General features: G+C 48.2%; 14 protein-coding genes and 3 pseudogenes. 9 read left to right on the forward strand and 8 right to left on the reverse strand.

Features of this window, described 5'->3' with window-relative positions; genetic code table 11:
* Nucleotides 1-11: 11 nt before the first annotated feature.
* From DXE35_RS07185 to polA, 4 genes and pseudogenes are all read right to left on the reverse strand, one after another.
* The gene (locus tag DXE35_RS07185; protein WP_114690036.1) at nucleotides 12-785 is read right to left on the reverse strand and encodes a ZIP family metal transporter; all 774 of its coding nucleotides are present in this window, start codon (nucleotides 783-785) and stop codon (nucleotides 12-14) included.
* A gap of 5 nt (nucleotides 786-790) precedes the next feature.
* Nucleotides 791-1,057: pseudogene (locus tag DXE35_RS11445) on the reverse strand (dienelactone hydrolase family protein); the annotation flags it as partial.
* 99 nt (nucleotides 1,058-1,156) lie between these two features.
* A pseudogene (locus tag DXE35_RS11450) lies at nucleotides 1,157-1,240 on the reverse strand (twin-arginine translocation signal domain-containing protein); the annotation flags it as partial.
* A 36-nt stretch (nucleotides 1,241-1,276) separates the two neighbouring features.
* The gene (polA, locus tag DXE35_RS07195) at nucleotides 1,277-4,105 is read right to left on the reverse strand and encodes a DNA polymerase I (RefSeq protein WP_114690038.1); all 2,829 of its coding nucleotides are present in this window, start codon (nucleotides 4,103-4,105) and stop codon (nucleotides 1,277-1,279) included.
* 137 nt (nucleotides 4,106-4,242) lie between these two features.
* Here polA and DXE35_RS07200 point away from each other — a divergent pair, with 137 nt between their 5' ends.
* From DXE35_RS07200 to DXE35_RS07210, 3 genes are read left to right on the forward strand one after another with little or no spacing between them, the layout of a single operon-like run.
* Complete coding sequence (locus DXE35_RS07200) at nucleotides 4,243-4,596, forward strand: hypothetical protein (RefSeq protein ID WP_231970090.1); 354 nt, start codon at nucleotides 4,243-4,245, stop codon at nucleotides 4,594-4,596.
* A 41-nt stretch (nucleotides 4,597-4,637) separates the two neighbouring features.
* Entirely contained in the window at nucleotides 4,638-5,612 is a 975-nt protein-coding gene (locus DXE35_RS07205) for a homoserine kinase (protein ID WP_114690040.1), read from the forward strand.
* On the forward strand, nucleotides 5,609-6,388 hold the full coding sequence (locus DXE35_RS07210; RefSeq protein ID WP_114690041.1) for a BPSS1780 family membrane protein: 780 nt from the start codon (nucleotides 5,609-5,611) through the stop codon (nucleotides 6,386-6,388). The genes DXE35_RS07205 and DXE35_RS07210 overlap by 4 nt, the downstream gene beginning before the upstream one ends.
* A gap of 8 nt (nucleotides 6,389-6,396) precedes the next feature.
* Here the strand turns inward: DXE35_RS07210 and DXE35_RS07215 are convergent, their stop codons facing one another.
* Entirely contained in the window at nucleotides 6,397-8,772 is a 2,376-nt protein-coding gene (locus tag DXE35_RS07215) for a UvrD-helicase domain-containing protein (protein ID WP_114690042.1), read from the reverse strand.
* A 24-nt stretch (nucleotides 8,773-8,796) separates the two neighbouring features.
* On the opposite strand from DXE35_RS07215, the gene DXE35_RS07220 reads away from it, so the two are divergent.
* Together DXE35_RS07220 and galU are read left to right on the forward strand one after the other, a co-directional pair.
* Nucleotides 8,797-11,688, forward strand: coding sequence for a valine--tRNA ligase (locus tag DXE35_RS07220; RefSeq protein ID WP_114690043.1), 2,892 nt, complete (start codon nucleotides 8,797-8,799; stop codon nucleotides 11,686-11,688).
* 31 nt (nucleotides 11,689-11,719) lie between these two features.
* The gene (gene galU / locus DXE35_RS07225; RefSeq protein ID WP_114690044.1) at nucleotides 11,720-12,604 is read left to right on the forward strand and encodes a UTP--glucose-1-phosphate uridylyltransferase GalU; all 885 of its coding nucleotides are present in this window, start codon (nucleotides 11,720-11,722) and stop codon (nucleotides 12,602-12,604) included.
* Between the two features lie 86 nt (nucleotides 12,605-12,690).
* Here the strand turns inward: galU and DXE35_RS07230 are convergent, their stop codons facing one another.
* Nucleotides 12,691-12,936, reverse strand: coding sequence for a sulfurtransferase TusA family protein (locus DXE35_RS07230; RefSeq protein WP_415070135.1), 246 nt, complete (start codon nucleotides 12,934-12,936; stop codon nucleotides 12,691-12,693).
* Nucleotides 12,933-15,557, reverse strand: coding sequence for an alanine--tRNA ligase (alaS, locus tag DXE35_RS07235; protein WP_114690045.1), 2,625 nt, complete (start codon nucleotides 15,555-15,557; stop codon nucleotides 12,933-12,935). The genes DXE35_RS07230 and alaS overlap by 4 nt, the downstream gene beginning before the upstream one ends.
* A gap of 122 nt (nucleotides 15,558-15,679) precedes the next feature.
* Here alaS and DXE35_RS07240 point away from each other — a divergent pair, with 122 nt between their 5' ends.
* The 3 genes from DXE35_RS07240 to DXE35_RS07250 all read left to right on the forward strand — a co-directional run bounded on the left by DXE35_RS07240 (nucleotide 15,680) and on the right by DXE35_RS07250 (nucleotide 19,504).
* Nucleotides 15,680-16,141 carry a tripartite tricarboxylate transporter TctB family protein gene (locus DXE35_RS07240; RefSeq protein ID WP_114690046.1) on the forward strand — a complete coding sequence of 154 codons (462 nt, stop codon included), beginning with the start codon at nucleotides 15,680-15,682 and terminating at the stop codon, nucleotides 16,139-16,141.
* A gap of 19 nt (nucleotides 16,142-16,160) precedes the next feature.
* Complete coding sequence (locus tag DXE35_RS07245) at nucleotides 16,161-17,663, forward strand: tripartite tricarboxylate transporter permease (RefSeq protein WP_114690047.1); 1,503 nt, start codon at nucleotides 16,161-16,163, stop codon at nucleotides 17,661-17,663.
* Nucleotides 17,664-17,734: 71 nt separating this feature from the next.
* On the forward strand, nucleotides 17,735-19,504 hold the full coding sequence (locus tag DXE35_RS07250; protein ID WP_114690048.1) for a glutamine--tRNA ligase/YqeY domain fusion protein: 1,770 nt from the start codon (nucleotides 17,735-17,737) through the stop codon (nucleotides 19,502-19,504).
* Here the strand turns inward: DXE35_RS07250 and DXE35_RS07255 are convergent.
* Nucleotides 19,485-20,372, reverse strand: a complete 888-nt coding sequence (locus DXE35_RS07255) for an NAD-dependent epimerase/dehydratase family protein (protein WP_114690049.1) — start codon at nucleotides 20,370-20,372, stop codon at nucleotides 19,485-19,487. The genes DXE35_RS07250 and DXE35_RS07255 overlap by 20 nt on opposite strands.
* Before the next feature lie 36 nt (nucleotides 20,373-20,408).
* Between DXE35_RS07255 and DXE35_RS07260 the strand changes: the two are divergent.
* Nucleotides 20,409-21,449: pseudogene (locus DXE35_RS07260) on the forward strand (CDP-6-deoxy-delta-3,4-glucoseen reductase).
* The last annotated feature ends 43 nt before the right edge of the window (nucleotides 21,450-21,492 follow it).

Raw genomic sequence — 21,492 nt, forward strand, 5'->3', positions numbered from 1 at the left:
TTGATTTTGGGTTAATGCAGCAGGGACAGTAGAACCACAAATCCAACCCCGCAGGCAATCAAAATTGTTTGACGTAGTGATTCAGCCCAGTGTGGGCGACGGTGCATTTGTGGAATCAAATCGCTCACGGCAATGTAAATAAAACCACTGGAAGCAATGACGAGTAAATATGGCATCGCTGCATGCGCCTTATCCAAACAGAAATACGCCAAGACGCCGCCAACCACGGCAGATAAGCCACAAATGAAGTTGTACAGCAAGGCGCGAGCCCTTGAGAATCCGGCGTTGAGCAAAACTATGAAGTCGCCAATCTCTTGCGGGATTTCATGGGCAATGATGGCGATCGCGGTGAAGATACCTACTTGATAGTCCGCCATGAAGGCTGCGGCAATCAAGATGCCATCGACAAAGTTATGAATACCATCACCAACCAAAATCATCCACCCACTGCGTCCAGCATTTTCCGCATCATGCCCATGATGGTGATGGTGACCATCGTCTTCGTGATGGTGATCGTGGCGCAACAAAGCGATTTTTTCTAATAAGAAAAAACCAAGCAAGCCAGCAAGCAAGGTTGCGAATAAGAGTTGAGACCTTGCGCATTCGATGCTAAATGCCTCTGGCAAGGAGTGCAGCAAAGCGGTTGCCAACAAAATACCAACCGACAAACTCACCATGTTATTAACCATCTTCGACAACATAGCCAAAGAGCAACTTGCAGCCACTAAAACGCTAGCGGTTCCCGCTAAGGCAGTGACCAAGAGAATGCTTTGTAAGACAGTCATCTGGCTTACGCCACTCCGATTTTTTTAAACCAGGCAAGACACTTTTCCAACCCATCCTTTGCGGGACCTTCGCGATAGGTGGCGCGGTAGTCCGCATGGAAAGCATGCGGCGCATCAGGATAAACCTCGAATTGGCAAGCCTTCGCTGCCGGATTTTTGGAAGCCGCTTGCGCTAAAGCCGCACGCATTTGATCAATACTTTCCAAAGAAATACCGGTATCGGCCGAGCCATATAAACCCAGCACTGGCGCTTTTAATCGTGAAACGTAGGCTGGCAACTGAAAGCTACCCACTGGGATCATCTGCTCACCCGCTTTAAGACCATTGAAATCAGTCTCGATAGCTGCGGCTATCACCGGCTCTGACGCCGCTACAAATCCGACGCCAATAGCGGTCGCACTCACGGCCGATGCCTTCATAAAATGACGACGGCTATTTTGGATATCTTCACTCATGATCTTGTCCCCTCGCTTGCATTGCGTATTTGGCGATTAGTGCGCCTCTTCCCAATTATCGCCAATCCCAATACTAACCACCAAAGGCACTTTCAGCTCCGCCACGTGACACATTAAATCCGGCAACTTGGCCTGTAACAGCTCAATCTCATCCATGGGCACATCAAACACCAATTCATCGTGCACCTGCAGGAGCATTTTGGTTTTCAGCTGCTCTTTTTCGAGCCAATCCTCAACCGCAATCATGGCTAACTTGATTAAATCCGCGGCTGTACCCTGCATCGGGGCGTTGATGGCAGCGCGTTCAGCCCCCTGGCGACGCGGCCCATTAGAGCCTTTAATCTCTGGCAACCAAAGACGACGCCCAAAGACCGTTTCTACATAACCATTGTCTCGTGCTTCAAGGCGGGTACGCTCCATATACTGCGCAACCCCTGGATAACGATCGAAGTATTGAGCAATATAGTTTTTGGCAACCGAGCGCTCAATACCCAAGTTACCCGCCAATCCAAAAGCACTCATGCCGTAAATAAGGCCAAAGTTAATCACCTTGGCATAACGACGCTGCTCACAATTAACATCATCTAATGGTACGCCAAAGATTTCCGCGGCTGTAGCTTGGTGTACGTCTTTACCGTCTCTAAAGGCAGCTAAAAGATTTGCATCTTCAGCGATATGCGCCATGATGCGCAACTCTATCTGCGAGTAGTCGGCCGACAATAATTTACAACCTTCCGCCGGAATAAAGGCCTCTCGAATACGCCTACCCTCTTCGGTACGCACGGGAATATTTTGCAGATTCGGATCACTTGATGCGAGGCGGCCGGTGACTGCCGTAGCTTGCGAGAAGTTGGTATGAACTCGTCCTGTTTTTGGATCAGCCATGCGAGGTAGCTTTTCAATATAAGTCGACATCAACTTCGCCAAACTGCGATAGTCCAGAATGCGTGCTGGCAATGGATAGTCTTCAGCCAGCTTCTGCAAAACCTCTTCATTTGTAGATGGCGCGCCTGATGGCGTTTTCTTGATGACGGGTAATTCAAGTTTTCCAAATAAAATTTCGGCGATTTGTTTAGGTGACTGGATATTGAAGGGCTGACCAGCAAGCCGATGAATTTCCCCTTCCAACTCTAAAAGACGCTTGCCTACTTGCTGCCCTTGTTTAGCCAAGCGAGCCGAATCAATCCGAATGCCATTGCGCTCCATCATGCCCAACACACGCATAGCGGGCATTTCCACTGTTTCATAAATGTAGAGTAAACCGGGGTTTTCCTGAATCTGCGGCCATAACTCTAAATGCAGGCGCAAAGTGATATCCGCATCTTCTGCCGCGTAATCTGTAGCAATTTTCAGGTCCACCTGATCAAAGCCAATCTGATGAGCCCCTTTGCCACAAACCTCTTCGTAACGAATGGTTTTCATCCCTAGGTGACGCTCTGCCAGGCTATCCATATTGTGCGGCAGGTGCGACTCAAGCACATACGACTCTAGCAAAGTATCGAATGCCAAACCTTTTAAAGTGATGCCATAGTTTGCAAAAATATGAGCGTCGTACTTCAGATTTTGACCAACCTTTAAATGCGTTGTACTTTCTAACCAAGGCTTCAACTTTGCACGCACAATATCGCGATTGAGCTGCACTTCACCATTGCGATGCGCGACTGGAATGTAACAAGCCTCACCTGGTTTTACTGATAAAGAAATGCCGACCAATTCAGCTACAAGCGCATCTAGACTAGTAGTTTCAGTATCGACCGCGGTTAAATTTGCAGACTCAATTTTTTTCAGCCACTTCTCCAAACCTACTTCATCGACTACGCATTCGTAGTGTCGCTCGCTCGCATCTTGAGAGTCGCGGGTTTCTTGCGACAAATCTTTGGTTGGTGAACTCACAATGGCGCGAGATTTTTTCTCTTCGCCAGCATTACCATTAGACGCATCTGAAATCGGACTGCCGGCTAAATCAAAAATGATCGTCTCAGCCTGATCATCTGGGCTTGTCAGCTGCTTTTCCACATCACGCAACCAAGTCTTAAACGCGTATCTTTCGAACAACTCGCGCAGCAAAGGGGCATCCTCTGGCTTGGCATGTAGATCATCCAAGCCAGGCAAATGAGGCGATAAATCACAATCTGTTTTGACAGTAATGAGTTGTCGAGCTTGCGGAAGCCAAGGAAGGGTAGCGCGCAAGTTTTCACCAACAACGCCTTTGACTTGATCAGCATTGGCCATCAAGTTATCAAGATTGCCAAACTCCGCTAACCATTTATTCGCTGTCTTAGGTCCCGCTTTAGGAACGCCTGGTACGTTATCGACAGCATCACCAATGATGGATAAATAATCCACAATCAATTCAGGAGGAACGCCAAACTTTTCTTTAACACCTTCGATATCGAGTTTTTCATTCGTCATCGTATTAATGAGCGTGACCGAGGAATTGACCAATTGCGCCAAATCTTTATCCCCGGTGGAAATAATCGTTTCCCAACCTGCTTGCGTCGCCTGACAAGCTAGAGTTCCGATGACGTCATCTGCCTCCACCCCATTGACCATGAGTACCGGCCAACCTAACGCTTTGACCATGGCATGAATGGGCTCGATTTGCTTTACCAAGGCTTCCGGCATTGGCGAGCGATGCGCCTTGTATTCCGAGTACATTTCATCCCGGAAGGTTTTCCCTTTGTCATCAAAAACACAGGCAATATGGTCGGCCTTGAGCTCAGACCGGGCCCGGCGCATCATCTTGACCATGCCATAAATAGCCCCAGTGGGCTCTCCAGCCCCATTTCTGAGGTCTGGCATAGCCTGAAAGGCGCGATAGAGGTAGTTAGAGCCGTCTACCAACAAGAGTCTATGTTTAGTCATGCCGCAATCGTACAATCTAGTGGTGAATTGCCTACAGGTATGGTTAAGGAACCAACCGAGAGTAGGCTTAAAAAGGTGAAAAAATGCATTATTTAACGAACTTCATTGGCCACGCACTAATTCACAATCTAGCTTTAATGAGCTTTTTAATAGTTTTTGGACTTTTTGCTAGCACCTCAACGCAAGCTCACAATAACAGCCAGGCACTGAGCCAATCCGAATTAAATCGCATCAATAATCAACCACTCGCTCCCGCAGTCAGTACCACTGGTGCGATGAATACCCCAGAGACTCGCAAGCCAAACTATCAGTACAAGGATAAAAACGACACTACCGTTACCGAGGACAAGGATGTCAATGCACCTACGCAAGTGGATGTCAAAACACCTTACACCAGCTATGAAATGGCACCGCCCACATCAGTAATGCCAGGACCACCAAAGGAAACCGATCTGATTAGCGTACCCAGCATCAGCATCCCCCTTAGATAAAAATTGTTTCAATCGTTTCTTTAATTTAGTCAACTTAGTCTATGGCCGTATTTACTCCAATCGAGCTTGAGGATATTTCTCAATGGATTGATCAAGATTTTGATATTGGCCAAGCTAGCGACATTCGCGGCATTCATGGCGGCATTGAGAACTCCAATTTTTTCTTAGACTCTACAAAAGATGGCAAAACGCAGGAATATGTTTTAACCATTTTTGAAAGATTGTCGGCGCAACAGTTGCCTTTTTACTTGGAACTCATGCGTCATCTGGCGAATAAAGGCGTGCCCGTTCCAAAGCCCATTGAGAACAAGCAAGGTCAGATTCTCTTTACATTAAAAGGCAAGCCAGCCGCCATTGTTACCAAGCTGCCAGGCCTGTCTAGACTACAACCCGCAGCCAATCATTGCGCCCTCGTTGGCGAAATGTTGTCGAAGATGCATTTAGCTGGAAAAGATTTTTCAAAGAACCAGGAAAATCTGCGTAGCCTAGATTGGTGGCAAAAAACAATCCCTTCAGTTTTGCCTCACCTAAATACGTCACAAAAAGAATTAATCACTCATGAATTAAAAACTCAAGAAGAATTCTTTTCTTCAGGAACCTATGATGGCTTACCGCAAGGCGCTAGCCATTGTGACCTGTTTCGCGACAACGTCTTATTTTATCCAAAGGGATCCGATGCTTCTCAAGATGAACTGGGCGGCTTCTTTGATTTTTACTTTGCTGGCACTGGCAAATGGTTATTTGATATCGCCGTGACTGCAAATGATTGGTGTCTTGCAGACAATAAACAAGATTTAGATCCTGTGCGTCTAGAAGCATTCATGAAAGCATATCAATCGGTGCGCCCATTGACTACAGAAGAGCAAGCCAGTTGGCCACTGATGCTGCGTGCGGCGGCATTGCGCTTCTGGGTTTCCCGTCTGTGGGACTTTTATTTGCCACGCGATGCGCAAATGCTGAAACCACATGACCCTACACACTTTGAACGCATTCTTTTAAGTCGTCGCTCCCTATGAAACTGAATTACGTAGCTCCCAAAGAAGGCTATACCTGGATTAGACAAGGCATGTGGCTCTTCAAACAAAATCCCTGTGGATTCTTGATGCTGGTCTTTATGTATGTCTTTGCCGCGCAGCTAGCAGTCATCATTCCGGTGATCGGCGTTTTTGCAGTACTACTACTTACACCAACACTTTCGGTGGGATTCATGACTGCCTGTCGACAAGCAATCCTACAAGAACGTATCAAGCCGATGGTCTATTTAATTGCATTGCAGTCCGGCCCGATGATTCGCAAAAGAATCTTGCAGCTAGGTTTGCTCTATGCCGGCATGATTTTATTGCTCAGCTTTATCTTAAGTCTTATGGTGGACTTCGAATTACTTCTCCCATTGATGACTAGCGATAATCCCATCACTCCCGAAGCATTGCGCCAAGTATATTTGATACTTTTCTTTGGCACGATGCTTTATGTACCCGTGGCTATGCTGATGTGGTTTTCGCCAGTTCTGGTTGCTTGGACGGATATGCCCGTTCCTCAAGCGCTCTTCTCAAGCGCTTTAGCTTGCTGGGCGAATAAAGCCGCCTTCTTTTTATATCTCTTGATTTGGAGCGCTATTCTGATTGCCATCCCACTAACGGTTGGCATGATTTTTGAGGCCTTCAGTTTATGGCAAGTAGCCTCTTTCGTCATTGCGCCAATCTCCATGGCGGGATTAACAGTAATGCACTGCTCTTTCTATGCCACTTGGAAAGCCTGCTTTACTGAAGGTGAAGCAATACCTTCTGCTTAGTTAAGCAATCAATCGATCGCGGCAAGCTTCGCAATACTGAGTTGCAACCATTTAATGCCATGGCGCTTGAAATTCACTTGCGCTCTTGCATCCGCATAAACACCTTCTAAACCCGTGACACGCCCCTCACCAAACTTGGTGTGGAACACATTCTGACCAATGGTAAATGGATAATTTCCACGCGGTGGAGAGGCCAATCTTTTCACTTCCATCGACGCTGAGCCAACTCGCTCCACTCGTTTAGCGGGTCTTGGACGCTCAGCGCCCGAATCAAAAAAGTCATTCGATTCATATTCACGTTGACGGGTGTAGCCATCTTGCCAAGTGGATCCTGACCTAGAATTACCACCACCCCAGCGAGCATCCCTTGCTGTGGGCGTAAGCCACTTCAAGGAACCCGAAGGTAGCTCTTCTAAGAAGCGGGAAGGCATATTGTAGCGCACCTGACCATACAACATACGCGATTGGGTGTGGGACAGGTAAAGCCGCTCCTTGGCACGCGTAATCGCTACATACATCAAGCGACGCTCTTCTTCCAAGCCATTCTGCTCATTTACGCTATTCTCATGCGGAAATAAGCCCTCCTCAAGTCCGGTAATGAAAACTGAGGTGAACTCTAAGCCTTTGGCAGAGTGGACTGTCATTAACTGAACCGCATCTTGACCCGTCTGCGCTTGGTTATCGCCAGCCTCTAGGGAAGCATACGATAGGAACACTGCCAACGGTGAAACCTCTACCGTATCCGGCGCATTTTCTCCTGGCAACATAGCTGCCGTGGCATCTTGACCATACCCTTCTTCAGCGATAAATGCTGTTGCGGCATTAATCAATTCTTGTAAGTTCTCTACGCGATCTTGTCCCTCGCGCTCAGAGAGGTAGTGTTGAATCAACCCACTATGTTGAATTACAAACTCAACGGTTTCCGGCAAGGTATTGTGGCGAGTCGCCTCACGCATATGATCGACCAAGCGCACAAATCCGCCAAGTGCCGCACCCGCTTTACCCTCCAATGTCGAGGCAGCCGCATACAAAGAGCATTGCTGTACTCTGGCAGCATCTTGCAATGCCTCAATTGAACGAGCACCGATACCGCGTGTTGGAAAATTCACCACCCGAGAGAATGACGTATCGTCATTAGGATTTTCAAGCAAGCGCAAATAAGCGAGCGCGTGTTTAATTTCAGCACGCTCGAAGAAGCGTAAACCGCCATACACACGATACGGAATGCCCGCAGAAAACAACGCGTGCTCAATGATGCGAGACTGTGCATTACTGCGATAAAGCAAAGCGACTTCAGTGCGTTTAATGCCGCTATTAACTAAAACTTTAATCTCATCAACCAACCAAGCCGCTTCTGCATGGTCGCTTGGCGCCTCATAAATAAGGACCGGATCGCCATGCCCAGCATCGGTGCGCAGATTCTTGCCAAGACGCTCAGCGTTGTTCGCAATCAAATGATTTGCGGTATCCAAGATATGGCCTTGGGAGCGATAGTTCTGTTCTAGCTTTACCAGCATTGGATGAAATTGCTTTTCATAGAGACGCATGTTTGCGACATCGGCGCCACGGAAAGCATAAATACTTTGGTCATCATCGCCAACAGCGAACACAGAGCTACTGCCCATGCCACTAACGTTTACTTTGCTAGCATCATGACCTGACAATAATTTGAGCCACGCATATTGCAAGGCATTGGTGTCCTGAAACTCATCAATCAGAATATGACGAAAGCGCTCTTGATAATGAGTGCGAATGGGTTCGCTGTACTTGAGCAATTCGTAACTACGCAATAAGAGCTCCGCAAAATCAACCACGCCCTCGCGCCGACACTGCTCATCGTAAGCCGCATAAAGTTGCGCCATCTTCGCTTGAAAGTCATCGCCAACTGATAAATCTTTTGCGCGTTGACCGCGCTCTTTAGCATGCGCAATAAAGTACTGCAGCTGCTTGGCGGGATACTTCTCGTCATCAACTTGTAAACCCTTCAAAAGACGCTTAATCGCCGAGAGCTGATCCTGGGTATCCAAAATGTGGAAGGTTGATGGTAAGCCCGCTTCTTGATGGTGCGCTCGCAATAATCGATTACAAAGGCCATGAAAGGTGCCTATCCACATCCCACGGGTATTGATGGGGAGCATCGCGCTTAAGCGCAGCATCATCTCTTTGGCGGCTTTATTGGTAAAGGTCACCGCTAGGACGCCAATAGGATATACCTGACCGGTCTGAATCAACCAGGCTATACGGGTGGTGAGCACGCGGGTCTTGCCGCTCCCGGCTCCAGCCAAAATCAAGGCTGACTTGGCTTGGCCATTTTCATTTACGGGCGGGAGGGTCACTGCCTCGCGCTGTTCTGGATTGAGGTTCGCGAGCAAGTCTGAGTACATCAGCCCAATTATAATTTGCCTCTTATGCCAAATGCCTCAAATACCCCTAATTCACCAGCGGCCAGCTCAGCAGGCGAGCTCGCCAAATCCTACGAACCAGCCCCGATAGAGGCCTACTGGGGTCCAGAATGGGAATGCCATGGTATTGCGGATGCCACGATGGACGCAGGCAAGGGGGATTTCTCAATTCAACTCCCCCCTCCAAATGTCACCGGCACCCTGCACATGGGTCATGCTTTTAACCAAACCATCATGGATGGCTTGGTACGTCACGCTCGCATGTCAGGCAAAAACACTTTATGGGTGCCCGGCACTGATCACGCTGGCATCGCCACACAAATTGTGGTTGAGCGCCAACTCGATGCGCAAAAAGTTTCTCGACACGACTTAGGTCGTGAAAAGTTTTTAGAGAAAGTATGGGAGTGGAAAGAAACCTCCGGAAATACGATTACCAGACAAATTCGTCGTCTCGGCGCTTCAATCGATTGGGGCAAAGAATATTTTACGATGGACAGCACGATGTCCAAAGCAGTGGTTGAAGTATTTGTCCAACTGCATGAGCAAGGTTTAATTTATCGTGGCAAACGTTTGGTCAACTGGGACCCCGTTCTCGGTACCGCTGTTTCTGATTTGGAAGTAGTCAGCGAAGAAGAAGATGGCTCAATGTGGCATATTCGTTACCCACTGGCTGATGGCTCCGGTCATCTCACTGTCGCCACTACGCGCCCAGAAACCTTATTGGGTGACGTTGCGGTGATGGTCAATCCAGAAGACGAGCGTTATAAACACCTCATTGGTAAATCAGTTCATTTGCCACTATGCAATCGTCAAATCCCCATCATTGCAGACGACTATGTTGATTTGAACTTTGGCACAGGCGTTGTCAAAGTCACTCCCGCGCACGACTTTAATGACTATGCGGTAGGTCAACGCCATCAACTGCCAATGATTAACATCCTCACTGTGGATGCCAAAATTAATGAGAGCGCTCCCATCGCTTACCAAGGCATGGAGCGTTTTGCAGCACGCAAACAAATCGTTTCTGATTTAGATGCCGCTGGGTTACTTGAAAAAGTTCAGCCACATAAATTGATGGTGCCACGCGGTGATCGCACGCAAACTATTATTGAGCCGATGTTGACTGACCAGTGGTTTGTGGCGATGTCCAAACTCAGTCCAGACAATCAATATCAACCTGGCTCATCCATTGCAGGCGCAGCTTTAGATGCCGTCACCAAAGGCGACATCAAACTCGTTCCTGAAAATTGGATAAACGCTTATACCCAGTGGTTTGAAAATATCCAGGACTGGTGTATCTCGCGTCAACTCTGGTGGGGTCATCAAATCCCCGCTTGGTATGGCGATGATGAGCAGACATTTGTAGCGCGCTCTGAAGAAGAAGCAAAAACCAAAGCGGCGGCGGCTGGTTATAATGGCAAACTCAATCGTGATCCCGACGTATTAGATACCTGGTTTAGCTCTGCGCTTGTGCCATTTAGCTCACTTGGCTGGCCAGACGAGACTCCCGCCTTAAATCACTTTTTACCTTCATCTGTCTTGGTGACTGGTTTTGACATCATCTTCTTCTGGGTAGCGCGCATGGTCATGATGACTTGCCACTTCACTGGCAAGGTCCCGTTCCATACGGTTTATGTGCATGGATTAGTACGTGATGCCGAAGGCCAAAAGATGAGTAAGTCTAAAGGCAATACCTTGGATCCGATTGATTTAATTGACGGCATTCAGATTGAAGAATTGGTAGGAAAACGAACTACTAGCCTCATGAATCCGAAACAAGCTGAGAGCATCAGCAAAAAAACGAAGAAAGAGTTTCCGGGTGGTATCCCCGCATTTGGCGCTGATGCCTTACGCTTTACTTTCGCATCTTTAGCATCGCTTGGTCGCAATATCAATTTTGATCAAAAACGTTGTGAAGGCTATCGCAATTTCTGCAACAAACTCTGGAACGCGACTCGCTTTGTGCTCATGAATTGCTCAGGCAATGACGAGGAGAACGGACTTGGATTATGCGATAACCAGTGTGTACCCGATGGCTATTTAGATTTTTCACCAGCCGATCGCTGGATCGTCTCTCAACTTCAAAGAACCGAAGCAGAAGTGGCTAAAGGCTTTGAAAACTATCGTTTTGACAATATCGCCAGCAGCATTTACCAGTTTGTTTGGGATGAATATTGCGATTGGTACTTAGAGCTTGCTAAGGTGCAATTGCAGACTGGAACTCCAGCGCAGCAACGTGCCACTCGCCGCACCCTGTTACGCGTTTTAGAAACCATCTTGCGCCTGGCGCATCCATTAATTCCGTTTATCACTGAAACGCTTTGGCAAACAGTTGGCCCTAAATCTGGGAAAGAATTGGTCAAGCAAGCTAAACAGACTATTGCGCTCCAGCCTTATCCTGTTGCTCAACCTGAAAAAATTGATGAACAAAGCGAAGCTTGGGTTGCGCAAATCAAAGCGATTGTGGATGCCTGCCGTAACCTGCGTGGCGCGATGCAAGTACCTCCTGGTCAAAAAGTACCGCTTTGGATTCATGGTCCACGGGAATTGTTAGCAAACGCGACGCCTTATTTAATGGCACTCGCCAAGCTAACAGAGGTCAAGATCTATAGTGAAGAATCCGCTCTAGAAAAAGATGCTCCTGGAGCGCCAATTGCCTTGGTAGGGAATATCAAGCTCTTGCTCAAGATTGAAGTAGATGTTGCCGCCGAACGCATTCGCTTGGGCAAGGAAATTGAACGTCTAGCGAATGAAATCAATAAAGCCAAGGGCAAGTTGACAAACGAAAGCTTTGTGGCTCGCGCCCCAGCTGAAGTAGTTGCCCAAGAAAAACAGCGCCTTGTTGATTTCGAGCAAAATCATAAGAAGCTTGTTGCACAATTAGAGCGTCTGAAATAATAAGCGGTCAAACATAGCGATTGGAAGTCATATGCCATTAAGCACCAAAGCAGTCAACAAAGCAGTCTTTCCTGTCGCGGGCTTAGGCACACGATTTTTGCCAGCCACAAAAGCCAGCCCGAAAGAAATGTTGAATGTGGTCGATAAACCACTTATTCAATACGCCGTTGAAGAGGCCATCGCCGCTGGCATCACCCAGATGATTTTTGTCACCGGTCGCAGCAAACGCGCCATTGAAGATCACTTTGATAAAGCGTATGAATTAGAGGCTGAACTCGAAGCCAAGAATAAACAAGCCCTCTTAGAAATCGTTCGCAGTGTTAAGCCAAGCCATGTAGATTGCGTGTATGTTCGTCAACCAGAAGCCCTGGGCTTAGGTCACGCAGTCCTATGCGCGGAAAAATTAGTGCGCGATGAACCCTTCGCCGTCATCTTAGCGGATGACTTATTGGATGGCCAACCGCCAGTCCTGAAGCAAATGCTGAAAGTATTTGACGAGCAAAATGGTTCAGTTTTAGCGGTAGAAAAAATTGATCCCGCCAAGAGCAGCTCATACGGCATTGTTTCTGGTGCCGAGGTTGGTAAAGGTATTTATCGCCTAAATGGGATTGTGGAGAAGCCGCAGCCGAAAGATGCGCCATCCAATTTAGCAGTTGTAGGACGCTACGTTCTGTCATCAGAGATCTTTGCCAATATTCGCAACCTCAAGCCTGGCGCTGGCGGAGAAATTCAACTCACCGATGCGATCGCTTCTTTGCTGACAGAAGGGCCTGTATTTGCTTATGAGTACGATGGGGTACGTTACGACTGCGGTAGCAAGTTGGGCTATCTCAAAGCTTCTGTTGAGTTTGCTTTGCGTCATCCAGAAGTTTCCGCTGACTTTACCGCTTATCTTAAAAGCCGCTCATTGCTGTAACGCTTCCGCGGCAAAAGAAAAAGGCAGCGAATCATCTCTGCCTTTTTTATTCAATCTTAGCGCAACCTAGAGCAGGGAGGCCCCTCCTATCTACGCTTCATGAAGAAGACCAAGACATCGCCTTCGGTAGTGCTGGCGAGTAGCTCATTACCGGTCTGCTTAGCAAATGCAGGAAAGTCATGAGCAGCCCCAGCATCAGTTGCCTTAATCTTCAAGACTTCGCCCGAGTGCATGGTTGCTAACGCTTTTTTAGTGCGCAAAATCGGTAATGGGCAGTTCATGCCAATGGCGTCCACTTCCGCATTAAAAGCAATATTGACCGCTTCGCTCATTTACTTGCCACCCAATCTTTAACGCCAGCTAACGCGGTTCCAAGCTTACTTGGATCATTGCCGCCAGCCATCGCCATCTCAGGTTTGCCGCCGCCTTTGCCACCCACCTGCTGAGCGACAAAATTCACTAAATCACCCGCTTTAACTTTACCAATAGAGTCAGCGGTTACGCCGGCGATTAATCTTACCTTATCACCTTGAACCGATGCCAACACAATGGCGGCAGTTGTCAACTTAGCCTTAAGGGCGTCCATCGTTTCGCGCAATACGCCAGCATCAGCGCCATCCAAACGGGCGGACAACACTTTGAGGCCGTTCACATCAATTGCTTGCCCAGCCAACTCATCACCCTGGCTTGCGGCTAATTTGGAATTGACTTTCTCTAGTTCACGTTCAGCTTGACGCAAGCTTTCTTGCAGTTGCGCAACCCGATTGACCAAATCCCCAGGATGGGTTTTCAGAATCGCTGCGGCTTCGTTGATTTTGTCTTCAAGACCTTGCAGGAAATGCAATGCATGATTTCCGGTTACCGCCTCAACACGACGGATACCAGCAGCGACACCGCCCTCAGAAACAATCTTTAAAATACCAATGTCTCCCGTGCGCGCTACGTGCGTACCACCACACAATTCCTTGGAAGAGCCAATCTCCAGCACGCGGACTTCATCTCCATATTTCTCGCCAAAGAGCATCATGGCACCGGTCTTTTGCGCATCATCTAAAGACATGACCTTGCCTGAGGTGGCACTGTTTTCCAGGATCTCTTGATTGACGATATCTTCAATACGGCGAATTTGCTCAGCCGTAATGGGCGCATTATGGGTAAAGTCAAAACGGGTCTTAGTAACATCTACTAAGGAACCCTTTTGTTGCACATGATCACCTAGCACCTCACGCAATGCTTTGTGCAAGATATGGGTGGCGCTATGGTTGCGCATCGTATCGGTTCTCTGTTGGGTATCAACTAGGGCATTAATCGAATCGCCCACTTTGAGCTCACCCTCAAGTACTTCACCTTGATGGCCAAATACATCAGCTTGAATCTTGAGGGTATCTTCAACCGCGAAGAGGATGCTTTCATTGCGCAGCTCGCCTTTATCGCCAACCTGGCCACCAGATTCAGCATAGAAAGGGGTGTTATCTAAAGCGATTACAGCTGCATCCCCAGCCTTAACTGATGGGACTGCCGAGCCATCCACGTACAGGGCAGTCACTTTCGCACCCTCATGTTTTAAGGTGTCATAACCATGGAACTGGGTTGACTGCCCTTTGTAGTCCAAGCCCTGAGCTACCTTGAACTTACCAGAAGCTCTTGCTCGATCACGTTGCTTTTGCATCGCCACCTCAAAGCCATCGGCGTCGACAGTCACCCCACGCTCACGACAAACGTCAGCAGTTAAATCTAATGGGAAGCCAAAAGTGTCATGTAAGCGGAAAGCAGTTTCACCATCAACCATCCTTGCGCCGCCAGCCAACGCGCCATCCAAAATTTCCATGCCATTCGCAATCGTCTGGAAGAAACGCTCTTCTTCTTGCTTGATGACTTCACTCACCTTGTCTTGCGCAGCGCGTAATTCTGGATAAGCATCACCCATCTCTTTTACAAGCGCAGGCACCAGCTGATAAAAGAATGGTTTGCGAGCACCCAGTTTGTATCCATGACAAATCGCACGACGCGCAATGCGACGCGATACATATCCACGACCTGCGTTACCTGGAATCACACCATCCACTACGATAAAACTACAAGCGCGAATGTGGTCAGCAATCACCTTCAATGAGGGACTATTAGCATCGCAGTTTTCACCGCCGGCAGCAGCTACCGCTTCCTTGGAAGCCTTGATTAGATTGACGAAGAGGTCGATTTCATAATTGGAGTGCACGTGCTGCAAAACTGCCGCAATGCGCTCAAGACCCATACCGGTATCCACGCTAGGCTTAGGCAATAGGTACATAACACCCGCTTCATCGCGGTTGAACTGCATGAAGACGTTATTCCAAATTTCGATAAAACGATCGCCATCTTCATCTGGACTTCCGGGAGGGCCACCTGGAATATGCTCACCGTGATCGTAAAAAATTTCAGTACAAGGCCCGCAGGGACCTGTGTTACCCATCATCCAGAAATTGTCTGATGCGTAACGCGCGCCTTTGTTGTCGCCAATACGAATGATGCGATCAGCGGGAACGCCGATTTGCTTATTCCAAATCTCATAAGCCTCATCATCTTCCGCATATACGGTGACCAAAAGCTTCTCTTTTGGCAACTTGAATACTTGGGTCAATAAATCCCATGCAAATTGAATGGCGTCCTTCTTGAAATAATCCCCAAAGGAGAAATTACCCAACATCTCAAAAAAGGTATGGTGACGAGCCGTATAGCCCACGTTATCCAAGTCGTTATGTTTTCCACCCGCCCTAATACACTTTTGGGCAGTGGTAGCGCGCTGATAAGGGCGCTTATCAAAGCCCAAAAACACGTCTTTGAACTGATTCATACCTGCATTGGTAAATAGCAGGGTTGGATCGTCCCCCGGCACTACCGGGCTGGATTGGACGATTTGATGGCCTTTTTTGGCGAAGAAATCCAGGTAAGCCTGGCGAATTTGGGAGACTTTCATGGCGATAATTATCGCATTGGCACTAGCCTAGGGCAAACGCCTGGCAAGAAGGGTCAAACCTGCATTACAATCCCACAACATCAATAAAAATCGGCGCCTAAGTCGACAACAAGGAGAGCAACTTGAAAATTCGCAATCAACGGGATTTTGGGGCTGGGGTCATGTATATGGTCATTGGCCTCTTCTTCGCGATCATGGCCACCCAATATCCAATGGGAACCGCGGCCAAAATGGGTCCGGGCTACTTCCCGTTCTATGTAGGCATTTTGATGTTCCTATTAGGCATTCTGGTAGCTGTGAAGGCCTTAGGTTCAAAAGCGGCTATCGAATCCATCCCTAAATTCAATTGGCGCATCATTGCGCAAATTACGGGTGCGGTCGTGCTCTACGGCCTCCTGTTGCCACGCCTCGGATTCTTAATCGCTGTAGTGGTATTGGTTTTTGTTGCAGCTAGCGCCAGCAGAGAATTTACCTGGAAGGGTACATTAATTAATGCAGCCTTCTTGGTGACATTGACCTATTCGGTATTTGTATTTGGCCTGAACCTTCAGTTCCCAATCCTACCTGTATTCCTAGAGCAATAACGAACCGGGACTCTGAAAAATGGATTTATTTGCTAACTTAGCTCTCGGTTTCGATACCGCGTTCACACTACAAAACCTATTGTACTGCCTTATCGGCTGCATCTTGGGAACATTGATTGGCGTATTGCCAGGCCTCGGCCCGATCGCAACGATTGCGATGCTGTTGCCAGCTACTTACGCATTGCCTCCGATTGCCGCTTTGATTATGTTAGCTGGTATTTATTACGGCTCACAGTACGGCGGCTCTACAACAGCGATTTTGCTCAACATTCCAGGGGAGACGTCTTCGGTGGTCACGGCGATTGACGGCTATCAAATGGCACGAAATGGCCGCGCTGGTGTTGCGCTCTTTACCGCTGGTATAGGTTCATTCTTCGCAGGTTGCGTAGCTACTTTAGTATTGGCAGCTTTTGCTGCACCACTCTCGCAGGTTGCGTTTAATTTTGGTCCTGCTGAATACTTCTCGTTGATGGTTTTAGGCTTAATTGGTGCGGTTGTGCTGGCATCCGGCTCTTTGATCAAAGCGATTGGCATGATCATCTTGGGTCTCTTGATGGGCTTGATTGGTACTGACGTGAACTCTGGTGTATCACGCTACGCGTTTGATATTCCTGAGTTAAGCGATGGCATCGGCTTCGTTGCAGTATCGATGGGCGTATTCGGTTTCGCAGAAATCATGGGCAACATTGAGAAGTCTGGTGAAGATGAAGGCTTCCTCAATAAACTCACCAGCATGGTCCCAACCAAGAACGATGTGAAGCGCATGATTCCCTCTATCTTGCGTGGCACAACCATCGGCTCCATCTTGGGCATCTTGCCTGGCGGTGGCGCAGCCTTAGCGGCCTTTGGTGCTTACTCTGTTGAGAAAAAATCCTCGAAACACAGTGCTGAATTTGGTAAGGGTGCGATCGAGGGTGTGGCCAGTCCTGAAGCGGCAAATAATGCTGCGGCTCAAACATCATTCATTCCATTGCTCACCTTGGGTATTCCACCAAATGCGGTGATGGCCTTGATGGTTGGCGCGATGACTATTCACCACATTCAACCAGGTCCACAGGTAATGACCAGCAACCCAGCTCTGTTCTGGGGTCTGATTGCCTCTATGTGGATTGGTAACGTGATGTTGATTCTCTTGAACTTGCCTCTGATTGGTATCTGGGTGAAGCTCTTGAAGATTCCTTATCGCTTCCTCTATCCAGCGATTTTGGTTTTCTGCTGTATTGGTGCTTACACCGTGAACAACACTGTGTTTGACGTTTATGTGACTGCGGGCTTTGGCTTGATTGGCTACCTGTTCTTCAAACTCGATTGCGAACCTCCTCCATTGCTTTTGGGCTTCGTACTCGGACCAATGATGGAAGAGAACTTCCGTCGTGCCCTATTGCTGTCCCGTGGCGACTTCTCCACTTTCGTAACCCGTCCACTGTCCTTGGGCCTGCTAATCGCGGCAGCCCTCCTGGTGGTGATCGTGGCTCTGCCAGCAGTGAAGAAAACACGCGAAGCGGCATTCGTGGAAGATTGATTCCAGAACACCTCTCCAGAAATGAGTCCGCTGTAGTTAGCTGGCTTTTTCTTTTTCTCTACAATGTGGCTATGCCCCAAGATAGCAAACCCTCCAAAGCAAGCAGCACTGTAGCTGAGCCATCCAACTTCTTACGTCAGATCATTGACAACGACTTAGCAAGTGGCGCATTCTCAGAGCGCACCAACTTAGCTGGCGAAGCTATTCCATCGATCATCACTCGTTTTCCACCAGAGCCGAATGGCTATTTACATATTGGTCACGCCAAAAGTATCTGCTTGAATTTCGGCTTAGCTGCTGATTACAACAACCAAGCTGGTGGTGCGCGCTGCAATATGCGCTTAGACGATACCAACCCAGTGAAGGAAGATGTTGAGTACGCCGATAGTATTTTGGATGCGGTGAAATGGCTGGGCTTTGATTGGGGAACCCACCTTTACCATGCGAGCGATTACTTCGATCGCCTCTATGAGTTTGCCGAAGTCTTGATTCAGAACGGCAAAGCTTATGTTGATAGTCAAAGTGCTGACGACATTCACACTAACCGCGGCAACTTTGGCCAAGCCGGAAAAAATAGCCCTTATCGCGATCGTAGTCCCGAAGAAAATCTAGCCCTCTTCCGCGAAATGCGTGATGGCAAATTCAAAGACGGTGAGCATGTGCTTCGCTTAAAGATTGATATGGCGCATCCAAACATCGTGATGCGTGATCCGGTGGTGTACCGCATTCGTCATACCGATCATCACCGCACTGGCAGCAAATGGTGCATCTATCCCTTATATGACTTCACACATTGCATCTCCGATGCACTAGAAAATATCTCTCACTCTATCTGCACATTAGAGTTTGAGAATAATCGTCCGCTATATGACTGGATTGTGAATTCCCTGAAAGAGCTGGGCGTCTTCAAGGACCCCGTTCCACATCAATATGAATTCGCTCGCCTCAATCTCACTTACACCATCACTAGCAAGCGAAAGCTATTGCAATTGGTAGAAGAAAAACACGTTGAAGGCTGGGATGATCCACGTATGCCAACAATTGTAGGTATTCGTCGTCGCGGTTATACCCCAGAAAGCATACGCTTGTTCTGTGAACGCATTGGGGTTTCTAAAGCGGATCGCTGGATTGATATGAGCACGTTAGATCAAGCCCTACGCGATGATCTAGAAGCAAGGGCACCCCGTGCTACTGCCGTCCTCAAACCACTCAAGCTCGTCGTGGAGAACTTTGACGCCTCCGCCAAAGAAGCTTGCTCAGCTCCGCGCCATCCCAATCATCCTGAGTGGGGTAATCGAGAATTCAATTTCACGCGCGAATTATGGATTGAAGCGGATGACTTCATGAAAGAACCTATCAAAGGATTCTTTAGACTATATCCACCGATTGGAGATCAACCGGGTAGCCGTGTACGTTTGCGTCATGGTTTTGTCGTCGAATGCACCGGTTTTGAAACCGATGCGCAAGGTAACGTAACGCAAATCAATGTGACCCACTTTCCAGACAGCAAGAGTGGCACCCCAGGATCCAATAACTACAAGGTTAAGGGCAATATCCATTGGATCAGTGCTGCTGAAGCGATTCCTGCTGAAGTACGCCTCTATGACCACCTCTTTACCGATCCACATCCGGATAGCGGCGACAAAAACTTCTTGGATGCGATCAATGTCAACTCCAAACAAACCATCGCTGCTTATTTAGAACCTTGCATGAAAAATGTCAAACCAGAAGATCATTTCCAGTTTGAGCGCCATGGATATTTTGTCGCGGATAAGCATGCTTCAAACCCGGGCAAACTGGTATTTAACCGTACGGTTTGCCTTAAGGATTCTTGGAAATAGTTTTCAAAAAATGCGCTACGCTCGGGTAGCGTAGTGGCGTTTTGAGTTCTTGCAATCGCTGATTGGTAACCCTGCGCGATTCACGCATAAATGACCACAGCATTGGGCTGACGATTTTTTGCAGCTCACTCGCGGGCAATCTCGGCGCCCTTTCCAATTCAAAAGCATCCGCTACTTCATCGAAGTAATCGCCCATCTTGGTTTCACCACCGTCGCAAGCATTAATGATGCGCTGAGGCTTTCCGTGATAAACAGTCGCGCAAACCAGTCTAGCCAAATCATCACTGTGAAGATGGTTGGAATAGGCGTCTTCCTCTGGAAGTAAGGCTGGTGTTTGCGCCTTGAGTCGATCAATTGGCAAACGATCGGCGGCATAAATTCCGGGTACTCGCAAAATAGCGACAGCCACCCCATTCGCAGGACCCCACAAGCGAAGAGCACGCGCAGCATCCACCTCTCTCTTGGCGCGCTCACTTTGAGAATTGACTGGGGTGATTTCACTCACCTTTTCACCCCGATGGTCACCGTATACCCCAGTAGTGCTGATATAGACCAAGCGCCTGACGGCATTAGAGCCTTGGGCTAAAATTCCGATTAGGTTTCGGGTTCGGCAATCACGATTTCCGCTATTTTGCGATGGCGCCAAGTGAATCACGGTTTGAGCTAAACCACTGAGGCGCCACAAAGAATCTGGTTTATCCAGATCACCCAAAATGGGAATCGCGCTAACCTTCCTCACTTCCTGAAAGCGATTCTGTTGAGAAGTGAGTGCATAAACACGATGACTTCGCGAAAGCTGTTTAGCCACTCGAAGACCAATATCTCCGCAGCCAATAATCAGGATTGAAGGTTTGTCAAAAGATTGCATAAGTAACATCGTAATGATTTATTGAAAGGAATGAGAGTGTCTTATCAGGTCACGCTCAAAACGAGCGGCAAACAATGTACCGTCAATCCAGATGAAAATCTCCTGGAGGCTGCTTTACGCCAAGGAATCAACCTGCCTTATGGCTGCAAAAATGGGGCTTGCGGCTCTTGTAAAGGCAAAGTCTTAGATTGACAAGTTACCAATGGCCAACATAGTGAGAGCGCCCTCAACAAAGCAGATGAAACCGCTTGGGGCATTTTGTTTTGCTGCTCACACCCTCAGTCAGACCTTCTAATTGAGGCGCGCGAAGTCCAGGGGGCTGGAGATATTGCGATGCGCAAAGTACCTTGTCGCGTCAATACCATTAGCAAACCAAGTGACGATGCGGCGATTCTGAAGCTGGAACTCCCTGCGGCAGAGCGCTTTCAGTTTCTCGCAGGACAGTATTTAGAGTTTCTCCTCACAGACGGTCAACGCCGCGCTTACTCCATTGCCAATGCGCCAGAGCAAGAAGGCCCGCTTGAACTGCATATTCGCCACTTGCCTGGCGGCTTATTTACCGATTTTGTATTTGGTGCTGTTACCCCTGCGCTAAAGGAAAAAGATATCCTGCGTTTTGAAGGCCCGCTAGGAAGCTTCTTCTTGAGATAGGATTCCAAGAAACCGATGATCTTTGTTGCAGCCGGCACAGTATTTGCGCCTATCAAATCCATCGTCGAACAAATGCAAGCCAAGAAAATCGAGCGGCCAATCCATCTGTACTGGGGCAGACGTCGTCCTAGCGATTTGTGCTTGGATAAGTTATGCAAGACTTGGGAACAGGAAGTCGCTCACTTTAAATACATCCCCGTCATATCAGATGCCTTAGCGGAAGATGCTTTGCAAGGTCGCACTGGCTTTGTTCATCAGGCTGCAATGGCTGACCGTTCCGACATGAGGGACTTTCAGGTCTATGCCTGTGGCGCTCCAGTCATGGTGAACGCCGCCAGAAACGACTTCTCAAGCAAATGCCAGCTGCCTGAAGAAGAATTCTTTGCCGACTCTTTCACTAGCGCGGCCGATTTAGCCACAAACTAGACTGCAAAAAGTTAGATAATAGAAGCCTTACCAGCTCATTGGA

This window comes from Polynucleobacter necessarius, assembly GCF_900095215.1.
GTDB classification, from domain to species: domain Bacteria; phylum Pseudomonadota; class Gammaproteobacteria; order Burkholderiales; family Burkholderiaceae; genus Polynucleobacter; species Polynucleobacter necessarius_H.

Coding starts and splice junctions, on each gene's coding strand:
- DXE35_RS07185 (WP_114690036.1), bottom strand. CDS start 785: ATGACTGTCTTACAAAGCATTCTCTTGGTCACTGCCTTAGCGGGAACC.
- polA (WP_114690038.1), bottom strand. CDS start 4,105: ATGACTAAACATAGACTCTTGTTGGTAGACGGCTCTAACTACCTCTAT.
- DXE35_RS07200 (WP_231970090.1), top strand. CDS start 4,243: ATGAGCTTTTTAATAGTTTTTGGACTTTTTGCTAGCACCTCAACGCAA.
- DXE35_RS07205 (WP_114690040.1), top strand. CDS start 4,638: ATGGCCGTATTTACTCCAATCGAGCTTGAGGATATTTCTCAATGGATT.
- DXE35_RS07210 (WP_114690041.1), top strand. CDS start 5,609: ATGAAACTGAATTACGTAGCTCCCAAAGAAGGCTATACCTGGATTAGA.
- DXE35_RS07215 (WP_114690042.1), bottom strand. CDS start 8,772: ATGTACTCAGACTTGCTCGCGAACCTCAATCCAGAACAGCGCGAGGCA.
- DXE35_RS07220 (WP_114690043.1), top strand. CDS start 8,797: ATGCCAAATGCCTCAAATACCCCTAATTCACCAGCGGCCAGCTCAGCA.
- galU (WP_114690044.1), top strand. CDS start 11,720: ATGCCATTAAGCACCAAAGCAGTCAACAAAGCAGTCTTTCCTGTCGCG.
- DXE35_RS07230 (WP_415070135.1), bottom strand. CDS start 12,936: ATGAGCGAAGCGGTCAATATTGCTTTTAATGCGGAAGTGGACGCCATT.
- alaS (WP_114690045.1), bottom strand. CDS start 15,557: ATGAAAGTCTCCCAAATTCGCCAGGCTTACCTGGATTTCTTCGCCAAA.
- DXE35_RS07245 (WP_114690047.1), top strand. CDS start 16,161: ATGGATTTATTTGCTAACTTAGCTCTCGGTTTCGATACCGCGTTCACA.
- DXE35_RS07250 (WP_114690048.1), top strand. CDS start 17,735: ATGCCCCAAGATAGCAAACCCTCCAAAGCAAGCAGCACTGTAGCTGAG.
- DXE35_RS07255 (WP_114690049.1), bottom strand. CDS start 20,372: ATGCAATCTTTTGACAAACCTTCAATCCTGATTATTGGCTGCGGAGAT.